Annotated in this window: 15 protein-coding genes and 1 pseudogene; 6 read left to right on the plus strand and 10 right to left on the minus strand. The window is 74.0% G+C overall.

Annotated features, from left to right (window positions below; genetic code table 11):
• Positions 1 to 304: 304 nt before the first annotated feature.
• The 6 genes from MTQ01_RS07875 to MTQ01_RS25265 form a co-directional block, all read right to left on the minus strand.
• Positions 305 to 1,555, minus strand: coding sequence for a cytochrome P450 (locus MTQ01_RS07875; RefSeq protein WP_247488033.1), 1,251 nt, complete (start codon positions 1,553 to 1,555; stop codon positions 305 to 307).
• Positions 1,552 to 2,928, minus strand: a complete 1,377-nt coding sequence (locus MTQ01_RS07880; protein WP_247488035.1) for a cytochrome P450 — start codon at positions 2,926 to 2,928, stop codon at positions 1,552 to 1,554. The genes MTQ01_RS07875 and MTQ01_RS07880 overlap by 4 nt, the downstream gene beginning before the upstream one ends.
• On the minus strand, positions 2,925 to 3,605 hold the full coding sequence (locus tag MTQ01_RS07885) for an ATP/GTP-binding protein (protein WP_247488037.1): 681 nt from the start codon (positions 3,603 to 3,605) through the stop codon (positions 2,925 to 2,927). Before MTQ01_RS07885 ends, MTQ01_RS07880 begins: the two co-directional genes overlap by 4 nt.
• A gap of 94 nt (positions 3,606 to 3,699) precedes the next feature.
• Positions 3,700 to 4,056 carry a DUF742 domain-containing protein gene (locus tag MTQ01_RS07890; RefSeq protein WP_247488039.1) on the minus strand — a complete coding sequence of 119 codons (357 nt, stop codon included), beginning with the start codon at positions 4,054 to 4,056 and terminating at the stop codon, positions 3,700 to 3,702.
• Positions 4,053 to 4,499 carry a roadblock/LC7 domain-containing protein gene (locus MTQ01_RS07895; RefSeq protein WP_211041207.1) on the minus strand — a complete coding sequence of 149 codons (447 nt, stop codon included), beginning with the start codon at positions 4,497 to 4,499 and terminating at the stop codon, positions 4,053 to 4,055. The genes MTQ01_RS07890 and MTQ01_RS07895 overlap by 4 nt, the downstream gene beginning before the upstream one ends.
• Entirely contained in the window at positions 4,496 to 6,601 is a 2,106-nt protein-coding gene (locus MTQ01_RS25265; protein ID WP_374207649.1) for an ATP-binding protein, read from the minus strand. Before MTQ01_RS25265 ends, MTQ01_RS07895 begins: the two co-directional genes overlap by 4 nt.
• 376 nt (positions 6,602 to 6,977) lie before the next feature.
• On the opposite strand from MTQ01_RS25265, the gene MTQ01_RS07905 reads away from it, so the two are divergent.
• Positions 6,978 to 7,739 (plus strand): helix-turn-helix transcriptional regulator, encoded by a 762-nt coding sequence (locus MTQ01_RS07905; protein WP_247488041.1) that lies wholly within the window; start codon positions 6,978 to 6,980, stop codon positions 7,737 to 7,739.
• Between the two features lie 181 nt (positions 7,740 to 7,920).
• Here MTQ01_RS07905 and MTQ01_RS07910 read toward each other — a convergent pair whose 3' ends face one another.
• Complete coding sequence (locus tag MTQ01_RS07910) at positions 7,921 to 8,292, minus strand: VOC family protein (RefSeq protein WP_247489124.1); 372 nt, start codon at positions 8,290 to 8,292, stop codon at positions 7,921 to 7,923.
• Between the two features lie 326 nt (positions 8,293 to 8,618).
• Here MTQ01_RS07910 and MTQ01_RS07915 point away from each other — a divergent pair, with 326 nt between their 5' ends.
• Genes MTQ01_RS07915 through MTQ01_RS07925 form a run of 3 tightly spaced genes read left to right on the plus strand, consistent with a single transcriptional unit; the run spans position 8,619 to position 12,234 of the window.
• A complete protein-coding gene (locus MTQ01_RS07915; protein WP_247488043.1) occupies positions 8,619 to 9,125 on the plus strand; it encodes a (2Fe-2S)-binding protein in 507 nt (168 codons plus the stop codon).
• Positions 9,122 to 10,135: a xanthine dehydrogenase family protein subunit M gene (locus MTQ01_RS07920; protein WP_247488045.1), complete on the plus strand. Its 1,014-nt coding sequence runs from the start codon at positions 9,122 to 9,124 to the stop codon at positions 10,133 to 10,135. Before MTQ01_RS07915 ends, MTQ01_RS07920 begins: the two co-directional genes overlap by 4 nt.
• Positions 10,132 to 12,234 (plus strand): xanthine dehydrogenase family protein molybdopterin-binding subunit, encoded by a 2,103-nt coding sequence (locus MTQ01_RS07925; RefSeq protein WP_247488047.1) that lies wholly within the window; start codon positions 10,132 to 10,134, stop codon positions 12,232 to 12,234. The genes MTQ01_RS07920 and MTQ01_RS07925 overlap by 4 nt, the downstream gene beginning before the upstream one ends.
• 238 nt (positions 12,235 to 12,472) lie before the next feature.
• Here the strand turns inward: MTQ01_RS07925 and MTQ01_RS07930 are convergent, their stop codons facing one another.
• Together MTQ01_RS07930 and MTQ01_RS07935 are read right to left on the minus strand one after the other, a co-directional pair.
• Positions 12,473 to 12,931 (minus strand): nitroreductase/quinone reductase family protein, encoded by a 459-nt coding sequence (locus tag MTQ01_RS07930; protein WP_247488049.1) that lies wholly within the window; start codon positions 12,929 to 12,931, stop codon positions 12,473 to 12,475.
• A gap of 70 nt (positions 12,932 to 13,001) precedes the next feature.
• Positions 13,002 to 13,608, minus strand: a pseudogene (locus tag MTQ01_RS07935) (vancomycin high temperature exclusion protein).
• Positions 13,609 to 13,748: 140 nt separating this feature from the next.
• Between MTQ01_RS07935 and cutA the strand changes: the two are divergent.
• Positions 13,749 to 14,066 (plus strand): divalent-cation tolerance protein CutA, encoded by a 318-nt coding sequence (cutA, locus tag MTQ01_RS07940; RefSeq protein ID WP_247488051.1) that lies wholly within the window; start codon positions 13,749 to 13,751, stop codon positions 14,064 to 14,066.
• On the plus strand, positions 14,063 to 14,545 hold the full coding sequence (locus MTQ01_RS07945; RefSeq protein ID WP_247488053.1) for a gamma-glutamylcyclotransferase family protein: 483 nt from the start codon (positions 14,063 to 14,065) through the stop codon (positions 14,543 to 14,545). The genes cutA and MTQ01_RS07945 overlap by 4 nt, the downstream gene beginning before the upstream one ends.
• 117 nt (positions 14,546 to 14,662) lie before the next feature.
• On the opposite strand, the gene MTQ01_RS07950 is transcribed toward MTQ01_RS07945, so the two are convergent.
• On the minus strand, positions 14,663 to 15,838 hold the full coding sequence (locus tag MTQ01_RS07950) for a S8 family peptidase (RefSeq protein ID WP_247488055.1): 1,176 nt from the start codon (positions 15,836 to 15,838) through the stop codon (positions 14,663 to 14,665).
• Positions 15,839 to 15,857: the final 19 nt, after the last annotated feature.

Below are 15,857 nucleotides of genomic sequence, written 5' to 3' on the forward strand. Positions count from 1 at the left end.
GCGCGGGCGCGGTTGCCGGCGCTGCCGCGTGGCGACGTGCAGGCTCGGCCGCGTGGCGATGTGCAGGCTCGGCCGCCGGCGCAGGTGCCGGCGCTCGCGCGGGCGCACCGGTCGGGGCGCGCTCCCGGCGGGTGTGGGCGGGTGCCTCGGGCGGGTTCGGACACGACGACGGCGAGCGGCACCCGTACGTCCGCCGGGCACCGCTCGCCGTTCGCCACCGCTGCTGTCTCCGTCATGCCCGCCAGGGTGCTCGGTGGCTGTTTCCCCGCGGCATCCGCCTCGTTACCCGGGCGGAACGGTCGGCTCAGCGCGCCTGGGCGGCTGCTGTGAGCCGGTCCTCCCCGAGCCGGACCGGCAGCACGACCACGCTGTTGCCGACGAAACTGCCGCGTCGCGGCTCGACCTTCTCCGCCTCGGCCACGTCCAGGTCCGGGAAGCGTGTGAACAGCCGCTCCAGGGCGATCGTCGCCTCCATCCGGGCCAGCGGGGCGCCCAGGCAGTAGTGCGGGCCGTGGCCGAGGGAGAGGTTGCGGCTGTCCTCGCGGGTGACGTCGAAGGTGTCGGCCCGCTCGCCGTGCGCCCGCTCGTCGCGGCCGGCCGCCGCGTAGCCCGCCAGCACCGGGGTGCCCTGCGGGATCACGGTGCCGCCGATCTCCAGGTCGCGGGTGGGGTAGCGGAAGGGGAAGTACGCCACCGGGGCGTCGTAGCGCAGCGTCTCCTCGACGACGTCCAGCCACGTCGCCTCGCCGCGCAGCACCAGCTCCAGCTGGTCGCGGTGGGCGCAGAGCGCGCGGACGGCGTTGGTGACCAGGTTCAGCGTCGTCTCGTGGCCGGCGATGATCAACAGCAGCAGGGTGCCGATCAGTTCGCTCTCGCTGAGCCGGTCGCCGTCCTCCTCGCGGGCAGTGATCAGCGCGTTGGTGAGGTCGTCCTTCGGGTCGGCGACCCGGGCCGCCGCGTGCTGGGCGAGCATCCCCACCATCTCCTTGTTGGAGGCGATGACCTCCTCCGGAGTGATGCTGGTGCTGACCACGTGCGTGGTGAGCGAGTGCAGCTTGTCCGCGTTGCCGGGGTCGACACCGAGCAGCTCGCAGATGACGCTCATCGGCAGCGGGAAGGCGAAGTTGCGGCGCAGGTCCGCCACTCCGTCGTTCGCCTCGGCCGCGGCGGCGAGGTTGTCCAGCAGCGAGCCGGTCAGCTCCTCGACCCGCGGACGCAGCGCCTCCACCCGGCGCTGGGTGAACGCCCGGCTGACCAGCGAGCGCAGCCGCCGGTGGTCGGCGCCGTCGGCGGTCGTCATCCCCGCCACCGTGGTGAAGGTGTGCAGCGGCCAGCCCTCGGGGATCCGGCCCTCCTGAAGCGCGGTGAAGTGCTCGGCGTTCTTGGCGACGTCCTCGTGGGTCAGGAACTCCTTGAGCTCCTCGTGTCCGAGCACCGCCATGCCCTCGACCTCGCCCGGCAGGATGACCTCGGCGACCGGGCCGCGGGCCAGCAGCCTGGCGTTGGCCGCGTGCGGGCAGCCGCCCTGGGGGTCCATACGGTGTGGCGTGTTCATCGCGGCTCTCCTCGGTGGTGGGCGTGGGCGGGGGCGGGTCCCTGGGGACCGCCGCCCCACACGGGCTGAGCTGATTCCTGCTGTCCGGCTCCGCCTCCGGAGGTGCCCGGGGCGGGCCGGTGGGTGGTGTCCGGCACCGAGAACCTGACCGGGAGCGCGGCGAGTCCCTTGGACCACGGGCTCTTGACCCAGGCCAGATCGCTCTCGGCGACCGCCAGTTCCATGTCGGGCAGTCGGTGCCTGATGGTGTCCACGGCGGTCCTGGTGATCAGCCGTGCCGGATCCTGCGCGGGGCAGGTGTGCGGGCCCGCGCTGAACGCGAGGTGGGAGCGGTTGCCGATGACGGGGGTGCCGTGCGGCAGCACCTCCGGGTCGGCGTTGGCCGCCGCGAGTCCGAGGATGAGCATGTCGCCGGCGCGGATCTGCTGGCCGCCGAACTCCAGGTCGCGGGTGGCGTACCGGGCGGGGAAGTTCTGCGTCGGGGGGAAGCGCCACAGCACCAGGTCCAGCGCGTCGTCCACGGTCAGGTGGCCGCCGGCCAGCGAGGAGCGGAACTGCGGGTCGGTCAGCAGGATGCGCAGTGTGGTGGCGATCCAGTTGGTCGTGGTCTGGTTGCCCGCCACGAACATGACCGTCATGTTGTGCAGCACTTCTTCGTCGGTCAGCCGCGCGGGGTGGTTGAGCAGCGCGGAGGTGACGTCGGGGCCGGGACGGCGGCGCTTCTCCTCGATCAGGGTGAGCAGGATCTTGGCCATCCGCTGGCTGGCGTTGGCCGAGTCCGCGTTGGCCGCGACCAGCCCCGCGATGGCCTGCACCAGCTGGAGCGCGGTGCGTTCGTCCAGGCCGAGCAGCTGGGTGATGACCTGCATGGGCAGTTTGCGCGCGTAGTGCGGTACGAGGTCGGCCTCCCGGCGCTCGACGAATCCGTCGATCAGCCGGTCACAGGTGGCCTGTACGGTGCGGCGCAGCTCGTGGCCGTTGATCCGGGTGAGCGCGTCGGAGACCGCGCTGCGCATCCTGCGGTGCTGCTGGCCGTCGAGGAAGAGCAGCGCGGGACGCCAGCCCACCATCGGCATGATGGGGGAGTCGGGCGGGATGCGCCCCTCGCGCAGCAGTGTCCAGCGGCGCGGGTCGTGGCTGAAGTCCTGTTCGTCCCTGGTGAGTCGGAGCAGTTCGCGGTGGCCGAGCACCAGCCACGCCTCCACTCCCGGCGCCATCGTCACCGGGGCGACCGGCCCGTGGGTGCGGCGCAGCTCCTCGTACAGCTCGGGCATGTCGTCGCCGCCCAGGTGCGGACCGTAGAGCGGGGTCGCGGGGCAGCGGGCTTGCCGGCCGCCCTGGGGGGCGGTCCACTGCGGGGGCGGGCTCGTCATGACGACTCCGTGGCGGACTCGATGAGGTGGCGCACGAGAGCGATCAGGGCCTGCACCGAGGAGGTGTGGTCCCGTGCGTCGCAGTTCACCACCGGCGTGTGGGGGAGCAGGTCGAGGGCGTCGTGGAGATCCTCGTACGCGTGCAGGGGGCTGTTGGGGAAGTGGTTGACGGCGACCGCGAACGGCAGGTCCAGATCCTCCAGATGACCCAGTGCGTCGAAGGAAGCCTCCAGGTCCCGGGTGTCGATGAGTGCGAGCGCGCCGAGTGCGCCCTTGGCCAAGTCCCGCCAGGCGGGCAGGAACCGCTGCTGGCCGGGGGTGCCGAAGAGATAGAGGACGAGTTCGTCGCCGAGCGTCATCCGGCCGAAGTCGAGTGCCACCGTGGTGGTCTTCTTGTGCGAGGCCGCGGTGTCCACCCGGGCGCCCGCCTTGGTCATGGTCGCCTCGGTGGAGAGCGGCCTGATCTCGGAGACCGTGCCGATCAGCGTGGTCTTGCCGACTCCCAGCGGTCCCACGACGAGGATCTTCGCGGCACCGGTGACGGTGGGGCGGACGTACTGCTCGGCGGCCGGTGCGGCGGTGTGCGCCGGGCCGGGGTCCGCCGGGCCTGCGGGGCGCGCGGCGTGCCGGCCCCCGGGGTGCTCGGCGAGCGGTTCGGACGGCGCGGTGCGGGACATTGCGGCGACCTCCGGTGCCGGTGCGGCGGGGCGGGTCCAGGGCGTGGGCTCGGTCCGTGAGCCGGGCGCGCCGGACCGGCCGTCGCCCGGAGTGTCACAGGCGGCTTTCGAGCCCATCGAGAACCTTTCTCAGCAGCACTACATCGTTGCGGGCGGTGGGAGCGGCGGGCGGACGCACCAGCGCGAGCCCCCACTCCACCAGGTCCGCGAGCAACACCTGTACGACGGAAGGGGGTTGGCCCAGGTGGGCCGAGACCTCGGCGACGGAGAGCATGCCCTGGCAGTGCCGCAGGATCCTGCGGTACTCGGGTTGCAGCGTCGGCGGGGGCGGCACCTCGGAAGCCGTCACCAACGACTCCCAGGGCAGCACCTCACCCTTCGCCCCCGCCCGGCCGCCGGTGATGACGTACGGACGGACGGCGGAACTGGTCTGCTCCTCCCAGCCGCTCATGACGACTGCGGTAGCGCATCCCGGGGCTCACTGCTCAGATGGCTGCCGATCTTCGCCACCAGCAACTGCATCTGCTGCGCCACCAGCGCCACATCGGCCTCCAGATCGGTGGCCACCCCCAGGTGCGCGCCGACTCCGGCGGAGGTGAAGAGGACGAATCCGTACTCGGACTCCAGCATCAACTGCCGTACGCCCGCGCCCTCTCCGAAGAGCAGCCCCACCGTGGAGCGCCCGGTCATCGTCATCGCCGCGCAGGCGGCGGAGAGCGACTCGGCCTCCGCGACGCTCAGATCGGCGACCGAGCCGGTCAGCCCCTGCGCCGAGGCGTGCCCCAGCCGTAGGCCGTCCTCGGACACGACCACCGCGTGTCTCACGCCGGGTATCTCGGTCAGCGGGCGCAGCATCCAGCCCAGATCGGGAAGCCGGGTAATGATTCCGCTCACGGTTGGTCTCCGTAGGGGTGCGGGGAGTGGTCAGGGAGGGGAGGGTGCGGGTTCGGTGGCACCCTCGGTGCCGCAGCCCGCCGGGAGGGCGGTGCGTAGGGATCGGGGGTGGGCTGGGGCGGCTCGCTCTCCGGGCGGTGCGGGATCTGCGGGGGTTGGGCCGGGCGGTTCCGCTCGGCGGTGCGGCTCTCGGGCACCGCGAGCTCGCCGCCGCGGGGCTCCGCCAGCTCGGCGCGACCGCGCCGGGTGCCGGAGAGCACGCTGGCCACCGAGGCACGGGCCGCCTCCGGGGTCCAGTCGTCCTGCGGCGGAGGCGGCTGCGGCGGACCGAAGGCGTCGAACGCGCTGGTGGGCCGCGGCATCCGGCCGGGCACCGGGCGCGGCTCCGAACCGGGCTCCCGGCGACGGCTGCGCCGCTTGGGCAGTCCGCTGGAGGTGGCGGTCTGTTCGCCGTCCGGGCCCGGTGCCCCGCCGGCCTCGTCCTGGCGGAGGTGGTCGGGCTGCGGACGGGCGGACCGCGAGGGCAGCGCGTCGGGTCGGGCGGGCGGCAGCGGTGCGGAGGTCGAGGCGCGCTGGCGCACCGGGAGGTAGGGGGCGGCCGGTGCCTGTCCGGAGTCCGGCGCGGAGCTGCCGGCGTACGGGTCGGGTTCGGTGCGCGGGCCGGCGGGGTCGGCGTACGCGGCGGGTTCGGGCCGACGGTGGGCGGGCGGCTCGGGTCGGGCCGCTCCCGGCCCGGCGTACGGGTCGGCGGGACGCGGCTGCCGGTCGTACGGCGACGGCTCGGCGTACGGGGACGGTTCGGCGTACGGGGACGGTTCGGCCGGCGGGCGCGGAGCCTCCTCGCGCGGGTGCGGGTGGGAGCCGGTGCGCTCGCGCGCGGGCTCCTCGTGGCGACCGCCGAGCGAGGAGCCGCCGGGGGCCGGACCGTCGAGGGGCGAGCCGGCGGGCGCGGAGCCGCTGTGGGGCGAACCGCCCTGGTGGGCCTGCGGGTTCTCCTCCCGGCGGGGCTCGCGGGACAGTGGCTCGGTGAGCAGCCGGTGCGGTACGAACACCACGGCGCGGGTGCCTCCGTACGCCGAGGCGCCGGTCAGCTCCACGTTCAGACCCAGCTCGCGCGACCAGCGTCCGACGCAGGCCAGGCCCAGTCGCGGCACCGCGCCCAGCGTCGCCAGGTCCACATCGTCGCGCAGCTGGCCGACGGCCAGTTGGAGCGTGTCCGGCGGCATGCCGAGGCCGGCGTCGTCGATCTCGACGACCGCGCCGGCGCCGACCTCGCGCACCGTCACCACGACCTGGGTGCTGGAGGGGGAGAACACCGTGGCGTTCTCCAGGAGTTCGGCGATGGCGTGCATCATGCCCTCGACGGCCGGGGGCACCGCGTGCAGTGTCTGGCCGCCGTGCACCTCCACCCGGCCGAACTCGACGATCCGCGACTGGGCGCCGCGCACGCAGTCGTAGAGCGATACCGGTCGCGACTCGCGCCGGGCGGGCCAGATGCCGCACATGACCAGAAGCGTCTGCGCCTTTCGGGTCATCTGCGCCGCCGCGTGGTCGGCGCGCATGACCTCGGTCATCAGCCTCGGATCGCTGATGATCTTCTCGACGCTGTCCAGCACCTGGAGTTGGACGGTGGCCATCGCGTGCATGTTGCGGGCGACCGACTCGAAGGCCGCCTGCACGGAGTCGCGCAACGCGCGCTCGCGGCGCACCGCCTCGTCCGAGCCGAGCGCGTCGACGACGGTGGCCAGCGCCTGGCTGAAGTCTTCACCGACGACTGCCGGCGGCGTCAACTGCCCGGGTACGCCGTCCAGTCGGCGGCCTCCGCGCACCCGCCGGGAGATCTCCGGCATCCGTACGGACGCGAGATGCCGCAGCTCGCTCGCGCGTGCCGCCGCGAGTGCCGCGGCGCGCTCCTCGCGCTGAACGGTCCCGCGGGCGGTTTCGCGCAGCCGCAGTGCCCAGCCGAGGAGGAGCGCCGCGAGCGCGGCACACCCTCCCGCCAGACCTCCCGCGAGCCCGCCGCCGGCAGCGAAGACCGCCGCCGCCGCGCAGCCGATGGCGAGGACACCGGTAAGGAGCCACCACCTTCCCCGGTTTGCCAACAGCCGACTCAGCACTGGGACGTGGCTCCCTTCCAGGGTGGACGCGACCGCCCCCGACACGGACGCGGGCGTTCCGATCCTAAAAGCAACATACGAACTTAGGGCTACAGTTCGACAACTATCGGTGGCGCGCGCATCGGAGTACACCCCGCTCGTGACATTCGTCAGCGGGACCAAGTTGCCCCGCAGTCACCGGAGTTGGCCCTGACCTGCGTGAACACCGCCGCTGTGGGCGGTTGTCGGGCCGCGGACAGGGCGTCCGGCTGTCACCGCGCGTACCCGTGGCCGCCGGGCCTAATCTGGAGAAGCAGGAAGCGGCAGCCGGGGTCGACCACGGACCCGGCGGCTCCGCCGTCTCGCTCAGGGAGAGTGCACCGTGTCGCCGCAGGACCGCACCCGGCAGTACCGGGAACGCCCGTCCCGCTACGGGGGCGGAGCGGTCCTGTGGAGCAGCGCCGGGGGTGGCAGCCCCGGCCTGGTGCTGCCGGACGGCTGCATGGACCTCATCTGGCACGAGGCCGCCGAGGCCCTGTACGTCGCCGGGCCGGACGCGCGGGCCCGGCCCACCGGTGCGGCGGTGCCGGGCACGGGCTGGGCGGGGGTGCGTTTCGCGCCCGGCGCCGCGCCCGCGCTCTTCAAGGTCCCCGCCCACCGGCTCCGGAACCGGCTGGTGCCGCTGGACGCGCTGCTCCCCGCCGAGCGGGTCCGCCGGCTCACCGGACGGATCGCCGGAGCCTCCTCGCCCGCAGCGGCACTGGAAGGGGTGGCGCTGCGCCTCGGCGAGGACGCGTCCGCCGCCGACCCGCTCTGCCCCGAGCTGGTCGAGGGGCTGAACCGGCAGTGCTCGGTCGCCGACCTGGCCCGCCACTGCGGGCTCGGCGAACGCCAGCTGCACCGCCGGTCGTTGGACGCCTTCGGCTACGGGCTGGGCACTCTCGGCCGGATCCTGCGGTTCCAGCGCGCGCTCTCGCTCGCCGCCGCCGGATCACCTCTGGCCGAGGTGGCGCACGAGGCCGGCTACGCGGACCAGCCGCACCTCACCCGGGACGTCAGAGCCCTGACCGGCCTCCCGCCCACGGCGCTGCTCGCCGTCCGGGACGCGGACCGCGCCGGGCCCCCGTCCCGCCGCGCGCCCTGACCCGAGCCGCACCGCGCGGGCCGGTGCGGCGGTGCGAGGTGCGGCGGCCCGCCGCGCAGGTCGCGGAGGCCGGGCGCGACGCGCAGCCGGGCGGCGCCCGCGGACCGAATCCCGACCGCGGCCCGGATCCCGGCCCCGGCCCGAACCCCGCCCGGCCCGGGGCGCCGGTGCGCCGGTGCGCTCACCCCAGCGGGGCGAAGAGCGAGACCGTGTTGCCGTCCGGGTCCCGGACGAGCGCATACCGCTGGCCCCAGAAGGCGTCCCACGGTTCCTTCTCGCCCGGGTGCCCGGCGGCTGTCAGCTCGGCGTAGGTGCGGTCCACGCCCTCCGGGCCGTCGCAGAGGAAAGCCAGGCTCACCCGGCCCTCGCCCGAGGGCTCGCCGTCCGGTGTGATCGAGGCGATCAACTCCTCGCTGTCCCAGGCCACTCGCACCCCGCCCGGGCCCACCGCCTCGACGTGGTCCTGGTCCTCGACTCCCTCCGGGACGTCCAGTCCGAGCCGCCGGTAGAAGGCGAGCGCCGCAGCCATGTCACCGGTGACCATGCCGATCATGTCCAGTCGCGGTGCCGCTCCCGCGGTCCCTGCCTCGCCGCCGCCCGGCGCCGCGACGTTCGCTGCCGTCCCACCGGCATCCGCGGTGGCTGTCGTGCTCGTGCCCGTCGTGCCTCTTGCGCCGGCCGTCGCGCCGGCCGTGTCGGTGGTGCTGGTGTTCGTGCGGTTCGTGTCCATGAGGGGCACGCTACGAGCGCGCGGCGGCGGTCGTCTTGAACGATTCGGACATCCGGGGGGACCCGCGCGGCACGCCCCCGCATCGGCGAGATTCCGCCGGCCCGGCCCTAGTGTCGGGGCGGACCACCCCCTGCCCCAGCGAGGATCAGATGGACCGCGACATCGAGCTCAGGGTCGATCGAGAGACCCACGCCGTACGAGTCGACACCCGCACCACACTGCTCGACCTGCTGCGGGACCGGCTCGGCAACATGTCCCCCAAGAAGGGCTGCGACCACGGCCAGTGCGGCGCCTGCACGGTGCTGGTCGACGGCCGCCGCACGCTCAGCTGCCTGCTGCTCGCCGCCCAGGCGTCCGAGACCGAGGTCGTCACGGCCGCCGGACTCGCGCCGGGCGGTGAACCGCACCCGGTCCAGCAGGCGTTCCTGGACCACGACGGCTACCAGTGCGGCTACTGCACCCCCGGCCAGATCTGCTCCGGCGTCGGTGTGCTCGCGGAGATGGCGCGGGACGAGCCCAGCCATGTCACCGAGGACCTCACCGCCCCGGTCGCACCGGACCGCGAGGAGCTCAAGGAGCGGATGAGCGGCAACCTCTGCCGCTGCGGCGCCCACCCCGGCATTATCGACGCACTCGAAGAGGCGGCCCGGAAGTGAAGGAATTCAGCTACACGCGCCCCGACAGCGCGGAGGCGGCCGTCGCGGCCGTCGCACAGGACCCGGACGCCGTCTATCTCGCCGGCGGCACCAACCTCGTCGACCATCTCAAGCTCGGTGTCGCCACACCGGGTTCGCTCGTCGACGTCTCCCGGCTGCCGCTGGACGAGGTGGAGCCGACACCGGACGGCGGGCTGCGCATCGGCGCCACCGCCCGCAACAGCGACCTCGCCGCCCACCCGTACGTGCGGCGCCACTGTCCGCTGCTCGCCCGCGCGCTCCTCGCCGGGGCGAGCGGGCAGATCCGCAATGTCGCCACCACCGCGGGCAACCTGCTCCAGCGCACCCGCTGCGGCTACTTCCAGGACCCGGACGCCCGCTGCAACAAGCGCAGGCCGGGCGCCGGTTGCGCGGCGCAGGAGGGCTGGACGCGCTACCACGCGATCCTCGGCACCTCCGAGCACTGCCTGGCGGCCCACCCCTCCGACATGGCCGTCGCCCTCGCCGCGCTGGACGCGGTGGTCGTCGTACAGGGCCGGGAGGGCGAGCGGCGGGTGCCGCTGACGCACTTCCACCGGCTGCCGGACGACCGCCCCGACCTCGAAACGGTCCTGGAACACGGCGAGTTGGTCACCGCGGTCGAGGTCCCCCCGCTGCCGTACGCCGACCGCTCCGCCTACCGCAAGGTGCGCGACCGCGCCTCCTACGCCTTCGCCCTGGTCTCCGTCGCCGCAGCGCTGGACGTGCGCGACGGGCGCGTCGCCGGTGTGCGGCTCGCCCTCGGCGGCGTCGGGACGGTGCCCTGGCGCGCGAGCGTCGCCGAGGAGGCGCTGGTCGGCGGACCGGCCACCGAAGAGGCGTACCGCGAGGCGCTGTTGGCGGAGCTCGCGCAGGCGAGCCCGCGGGAGGACAACGCCTTCAAGATCCCGATGGCCCGCTCCACCGCCGTCTCCGTGCTCCGCCAACTCACCCAGGACCCGTCGCCGGCGGGTCGGAGGGACCAGCCGTGACCGAGCTTTCGCAGCCCGCCGACCGCCGGGCCTCCATCGGGACCGCCGAACCGCGCCACGACGGCCCGGCCAAGGTGACCGGCAGCGCGCCGTACGCCTTCGAACACCCCGTGACCGACCCGGCGTACGGGCATCTGGTCACCTCCGCCGTCGCCCGCGGCCGCATCAGCGCCCTGCACACCGACGCCGCACGGGCGCTGCCCGGCGTGCTGGCCGTCCTCAGCCATCTCGACGCGCCCTCGCTCGCCGACACCTCGGACGCGGAGTTCGCGGTGCTCCAGTCGGACGAGGTCGGCTTCCGCGGCCAGATCGTGGCCCTGGTCGTGGCGGAGGACGCCGAGACCGCCCGCGAGGCCGCCCGGCTGGTCGACGTCGAGTACGAGGAGTCCACCGCGCACACCGGGCTCGACCCGGAATCCGACGCCGCCTACTGCCCGGAGTCCGTCAACGGCGGACACCGCAGCGACACCCCCGACGCGGAGGTGGAGGGGCTGCTCTCGGCCTCCGACCATCTGCTCGACGCGACCTACCGCACGCCCATGCAGCACCAGGCCGCGATGGAGCCGCACACCACCACCGCGCTGTGGCGCGAGGGCGGCGGCCACCCCTCGCTGACGCTGTACGACTCCACCCAGAACCCGCACGGGGTGCGCAGAACCCTCGCCACCGTTCTGGGGCTGCCCGCCGACGCGATCCGCTGCGTCGCGCCCTACGTCGGCGGCGGCTTCGGCTCCAAGGGGCTGCCGCACGCGAACGTCGTCGCCGCGGTCCTCGCGGCCAGGGCCGTGCCCGGCCGGGCGGTGCGGCTGCCGCTGACCCGGCAGCAGACCTTCACCCTCGGCGGCCACCGCACCCCCACCGTGCAGCGCCTGCGCATCGGTGCCGACGCCGGGGGCCGGATTCGCGCACTCAGCCACGAGGCGTGGGAACACACCTCGCGCATCAAGGAGTTCGCCGAGCAGACCGCGGCGATCAGCCGCATGATGTACAGCGCCGAGCACCGCGGAACGTCACACCGGCTGCTGCCGCTGGACGTCCCCGTGCCGACCTGGATGCGGGCCCCCGGCGAGGCGCCGGGGTCGTACGCGCTGGAGGTCGCGGTCGACGAACTCGCGGAGCTGGTCGGCGTCGACCCGATCGAGCTGCGGGTCCGCAACGAGCCCCCGCACGATCCGGAGACGGGCAGGCCCTGGTCCTCCCGAAGGCTGGTCGACTGCCTGCGGGAGGGGGCCGAGTGGTTCGGCTGGGAGCCGCACCACGCCCCCCGGCTGCGTCGCGAGGGCCGCTGGCGAGTCGGCCACGGAGTCGCCGCCGCGACCTACCCCGGGCTCTACATCCCGGGCACCGAGGTGGAGATCGAACGGCTCGGCGACGGCCGGTACGCGGTCCGCACCGGCGCCGTCGACCTCGGCACGGGCGCCTGGACGGTCCTGGCCCAGATCGCCGCGGACGCACTGGACTGCCCGCTGGAGCGGATCGCGCTGGAGATCGGCGACAGCCGGCTGCCCCGCGCCTCGGTCGCCGGCGGATCGACCGGTACGGCGTGCTGGGGCTCGGCGATCGTCGGCGCGGCCGGGGCGTTCCGCGCCGAGCACGGCAACGACCCGCGTACGGGCGCCCGTACGCTGGCCGGACCGGAGGAGCACCCCGAGCGCGAGCAGTACGCGATCCACTCCTTCGGGGCGCACTTCGTCGAGGTGCGGATCGACGCCGACACCGGCGAGGTCCGCGTACCGCGCATGCGCAGCGTCTTCTCCGTCGGCCGGATCATCAACCCGGTCACGGCCCGCTCGCAGTTCGTCGGCGGGATGATCATGGGTGTGTCGGCGGCGCTGCACGAGGAGAACGTGGTCGACCACGACGGTGCCCTGGCCGCCCGCGACCTCGCCGGCTACCACGTCGCCTCGCACGCCGACGTCGGTGACCTCAGAGCCCGCTGGCTGGAGGAGACGGACCCCGCCTACACACCCGTCGGAGCGCGCGGCATCGGCGAGATCGGCATCGTGGGCGCGGCCGCCGCGGTCGCCAACGCCACCTACGACGCCACCGGCCTGCGCATCCGCCAACTCCCGCTCACCCCGGACCACTTCCTGCCCTGAGCGGAGCTGCCGGCCGACGCCTGCCGGCCATGCCTGCCGCCGACGCCGCTGTCGCCGCCGCGCCCGGGCCGCTCGGATCGTCTCCGGGGCCGGGCGCGGCGGCGCGCCGCGTGTCGTCCCGTGCCGCGTCCGCTCAGCGGCTGCGCCGCGTCCGTGCGGTTCCGGCGTCGGGTGGGCGGGCGCCGTGTGTCGGGGCGCGCCGAGCCGCGGGCGCCGAGCCGCGGGCGCCGAGGCCGTGCTACGCCTCGGGGGCGGCCGAGTCGGGCAGCGGGCGCAACTCCACCAGCGGTATGCGCCGCCCGGCCCGCTCCCGGTGGTCGGCGAGGAACGGCCACTGCTCCAGCGCCTGCGCGAACAGCTCCTCGTACTCCTCCTCCGAGGCGGCCACCGCCTCCGCGGGAAAGCGCTCGTCGCCGATCTCCACCGTCACCCCGGGGTGCGCGATTACGTTGTGGTACCAGTCCGGGTGGCTCGGCGAACCCATGGCGGAGGCGACGACGAAGAGCCGTCCGCCGCCCAGGTCCATGAAGCCCAGCGGGTTGGTGCGCACCGTTCCGGTGCGCGCTCCCGTGTGGGTGAGCAGCAGCAACGCGTCGGCGTTGAACGGCAGATCGTCACCGAGCGGCCCAGAACCCTGCTGGGCCCGGAAGCGGTCGACGACCTGGCTGTTGAATGACATCGCTTCGTGCCGGTTCATGCGGCGAGCCTAAACATCACCCGTGACATTTGCAGCAGCCCGGACGAGGGACGGCCACCGAAGTGTGCGCTCAGTCCCGCAGCGCTCGGCTCACACCGTGCTCACGCGGCCCGAGGAAGCGCGGGTCGGGGGTGAGTGCCGCTTCGAACCCGGCCTTCACCGCCGCCGCCAACTCGCGTGCCCGGTCCACGTATCGGCCTGCGCCCGAGGGCTCGGGAGCCCGTACGCCGTGCGCGTGCACCCCGGCCGCCCTGCACAGCGCGACCGCGCGCGGGACGTGGAAACCCTGGCTGACCAGCAGCGCGCGGTCCACCCCGAAGATCCGCTTGGCACGGGTGCAGGAGTCCCAGGTGTCGAACCCCGCGTAGTCGGCCACGATCCGGTTCGCCGGGACGCCGCGTTCGACCAGGTAGCGGCGCATCGTCCCGGGCTCGTCGTACTCCTCGCGGCTGTTGTCGCCGGTCACCAGCAGGGCGCGCACCCTGCCCCCGGGTGTACAACCGCGCGGCGGTGTCCAGCCGTTGGGCCAGGTGCGGGGACGGCTCCTCGTCCCACAGACCGGCGCCGAAGACCACAGCCACCGGTGCGGCCGGCGCTTCGTCCGCACCGCTGTGCCTGCCCTCCGTGCTCAGCCGCACCCAGGTCGCGGGCAGCAGCGCCAGCACCGCGAGGACCATCGTCAGCTGCACGGTGCGCCGCTTCACGGCCGTGCTCCAGGGTCTGCGCGCTCGCCTCACACCGCCACAGACGCCGACGGCCGTCCGCGGGTTGCCGGTTCGCCGGTTTCCGCATCGGCCTCGCGGGCTAGCGTGCGGGTATGAGCGACATCCTGACCGTACTGACCACCGCCGACAGCGCGGACGGTGCCGCCGCCCTCGCCCGGTCCGCCGTCGGCGCCCGGCTCGCCGCCTGCGCGCAGGTGAACGGGCCCGTGACCTCGGTGTACCGCTGGGAGGGCGCTGTCGAGGCCGAGCCGGAGTGGCAGGTGCTGCTGAAGACGACAGTCGCGCGCTACCCGGAGCTGGAGGCGCACCTCAGGCGCGAACACCCCTATGAGGTACCGGAGATCATCGCCTCCCCGGTCACCCACGGCAGCGAGGACTATCTGCGCTGGGTGCGGGAGGAGACCGCGTGACGGCCCTGCCCCATCCGCACACCGCACCCGAGGACGGGCCCAGACTCCCCTTCTTCCTCTACGGCACCCTGCGCCCGGGCCAGCGCCACTACGAGTGGGCGTTGCGCGGGCGCACCGCCTCCGAGGAGCCCGCGAGCCTGGCCGGTCTGATGCTGTACGAGGGCCCCGGCTACCCGTACGCGGTCGCCGGAGTCGATCCCGCCCGTACGGTGCGGGGCGAACTGGTGCTGCCCCGGCGCGCCCACTACGCCGAAGTCCTCGCTGTGCTGGACCGGTTGGAGGACTACTCGCCGGGAGGCGCGGACAACGTCTACGAGCGGATCGCCACCGAGGTCACCCTGGACACCGGCGGCGCCGCACGCGCCTGGGTCTACCTCGCCGCCGAACCGCTCGCCGACCGGCTGAGGAGGTCCGGCACGCCGATCCCCAGCGGCGACTGGGTCCGCGACTCCACCGACCCCGCCGTCCGGACCCGCTGACCCGCTGACCCGCGGCCTCGGCGAGGGTGCGTCCGTGCCGCGGCGACGGGCTCGGCGGCCGTCCGGGTCGTCGCCGATCCGGACGGCCGCCGAGGTCGAACCGGGTTGCCGCGAGGCTCAGCCGACCGGCCTGACCTGGGCCAGCAGGTTCGGTGTGCCCGTACCGGGCGAACCGACGGCGTCCTTTGCCGCGTACGACTTCAGCGCCTCGGCCACGGCCGCCGGCGCGTTGTCGCCGGTCTCGCCCAGCTCCACCGCGACCAGCCCGGCCACGATCGCCGCCGAACTCGACGTGCCCGAAAGGGTGTTGAGCGCGGTGTCGGAGGTGTTCCAGGCCGCGGTGATGTCCACTCCCGGGGCGAAGAGGTCGACGACCGAGCCGTAGTTGGCGAAGCCGGCCCGGTTGTCGTCGGTTCCCGTGGAGCTGACCGTCAGCGCCTCCTCGACCCGAGCGGGTGAGAAGTTGCCCGCGTCGGCCGCCGATCCGCCGGCGGCGACCGAGTACGTCACACCGGACGCGATGGAGTTGCGCACCGCCTCGTCCAGCGCCTGGTTCGCCGAACCGCCCAGGCTCATCACGGCGACCGCCGGCTTCTGCGCGTTGGCGGTTACCCAGTCGATGCCCTCGATGACGTCCGAGACGGTGCCCGCGCCGTTGCCGTCCAGCACCCGTACGGCCTTGACCTCGGCCTTCTTCGCCACGCCGTACTCCTCGCCGGCGATGATTCCGGCGACGTGGGTGCCGTGGCCGTTGTCGTCCGGGGCCTGGTCGCCGTCGCCGACCGCGTCGTAGCCGTAGCTCGCCCGGCCGCCGAACTCCTGGTGGGTGATGCGCACTCCGGTGTCCAGTACGTACGCGGTCACGCCCTCGCCGGCGGAGTCCGGGTACTCGTAGGAGCCGTCGGAGGGGCCGTTGCCGTCGTCCAGCCGGTCCAGGTGCCAGGGTGCGTTGTCCTGCACGGCGTGCGCCCGGACCTGTGTGTCCGGCACGACGGCGCGCACCGCCGGGTCGGCGGCGAGCTTCGCGGCCTGGGTCGAAGTCGCTTGCACCGCGTACCCGTTGAGCGCGGTGCGGTAGGTGGTCTCGATCCGTGCGCCGTGACCGCGCACGGTGCGTGCCGAGTCGGTGGCGGTGCTGAGCTCGCCGTCGTGGAGCACCACGATCCAGCCGCTGCTCGCCTGCTGCTGTGCCTCCTGCGCGGGTGCCGTGGTGAAGCCCAGGCTCAGTGCTCCCAGCGCTGCGACGACCGCGGTCGTCAGCGTGCGTCTGTGTGCCCGTTTCCCTGCTGCCATGTGAGGGGTCCTCTCGCGT

Origin of the sequence: Streptomyces sp. XM4193 (assembly GCF_023072595.1) — a bacterium.
Lineage (GTDB): Bacteria > Actinomycetota > Actinomycetes > Streptomycetales > Streptomycetaceae > Streptomyces.

Bases quoted from the DNA above. Each gene is read 5' to 3' on its own strand.
- MTQ01_RS07875 (WP_247488033.1), bottom strand. From the start codon at position 1,555: ATGAACACGCCACACCGTATGGACCCCCAGGGCGGCTGCCCGCACGCG.
- MTQ01_RS07880 (WP_247488035.1), bottom strand. From the start codon at position 2,928: ATGACGAGCCCGCCCCCGCAGTGGACCGCCCCCCAGGGCGGCCGGCAA.
- MTQ01_RS07885 (WP_247488037.1), bottom strand. From the start codon at position 3,605: ATGTCCCGCACCGCGCCGTCCGAACCGCTCGCCGAGCACCCCGGGGGC.
- MTQ01_RS07890 (WP_247488039.1), bottom strand. From the start codon at position 4,056: ATGAGCGGCTGGGAGGAGCAGACCAGTTCCGCCGTCCGTCCGTACGTC.
- MTQ01_RS07910 (WP_247489124.1), bottom strand. From the start codon at position 8,292: ATGATCGGCATGGTCACCGGTGACATGGCTGCGGCGCTCGCCTTCTAC.
- MTQ01_RS07915 (WP_247488043.1), top strand. From the start codon at position 8,619: ATGGACCGCGACATCGAGCTCAGGGTCGATCGAGAGACCCACGCCGTA.
- MTQ01_RS07930 (WP_247488049.1), bottom strand. From the start codon at position 12,931: ATGAACCGGCACGAAGCGATGTCATTCAACAGCCAGGTCGTCGACCGC.
- cutA (WP_247488051.1), top strand. From the start codon at position 13,749: ATGAGCGACATCCTGACCGTACTGACCACCGCCGACAGCGCGGACGGT.
- MTQ01_RS07950 (WP_247488055.1), bottom strand. From the start codon at position 15,838: ATGGCAGCAGGGAAACGGGCACACAGACGCACGCTGACGACCGCGGTC.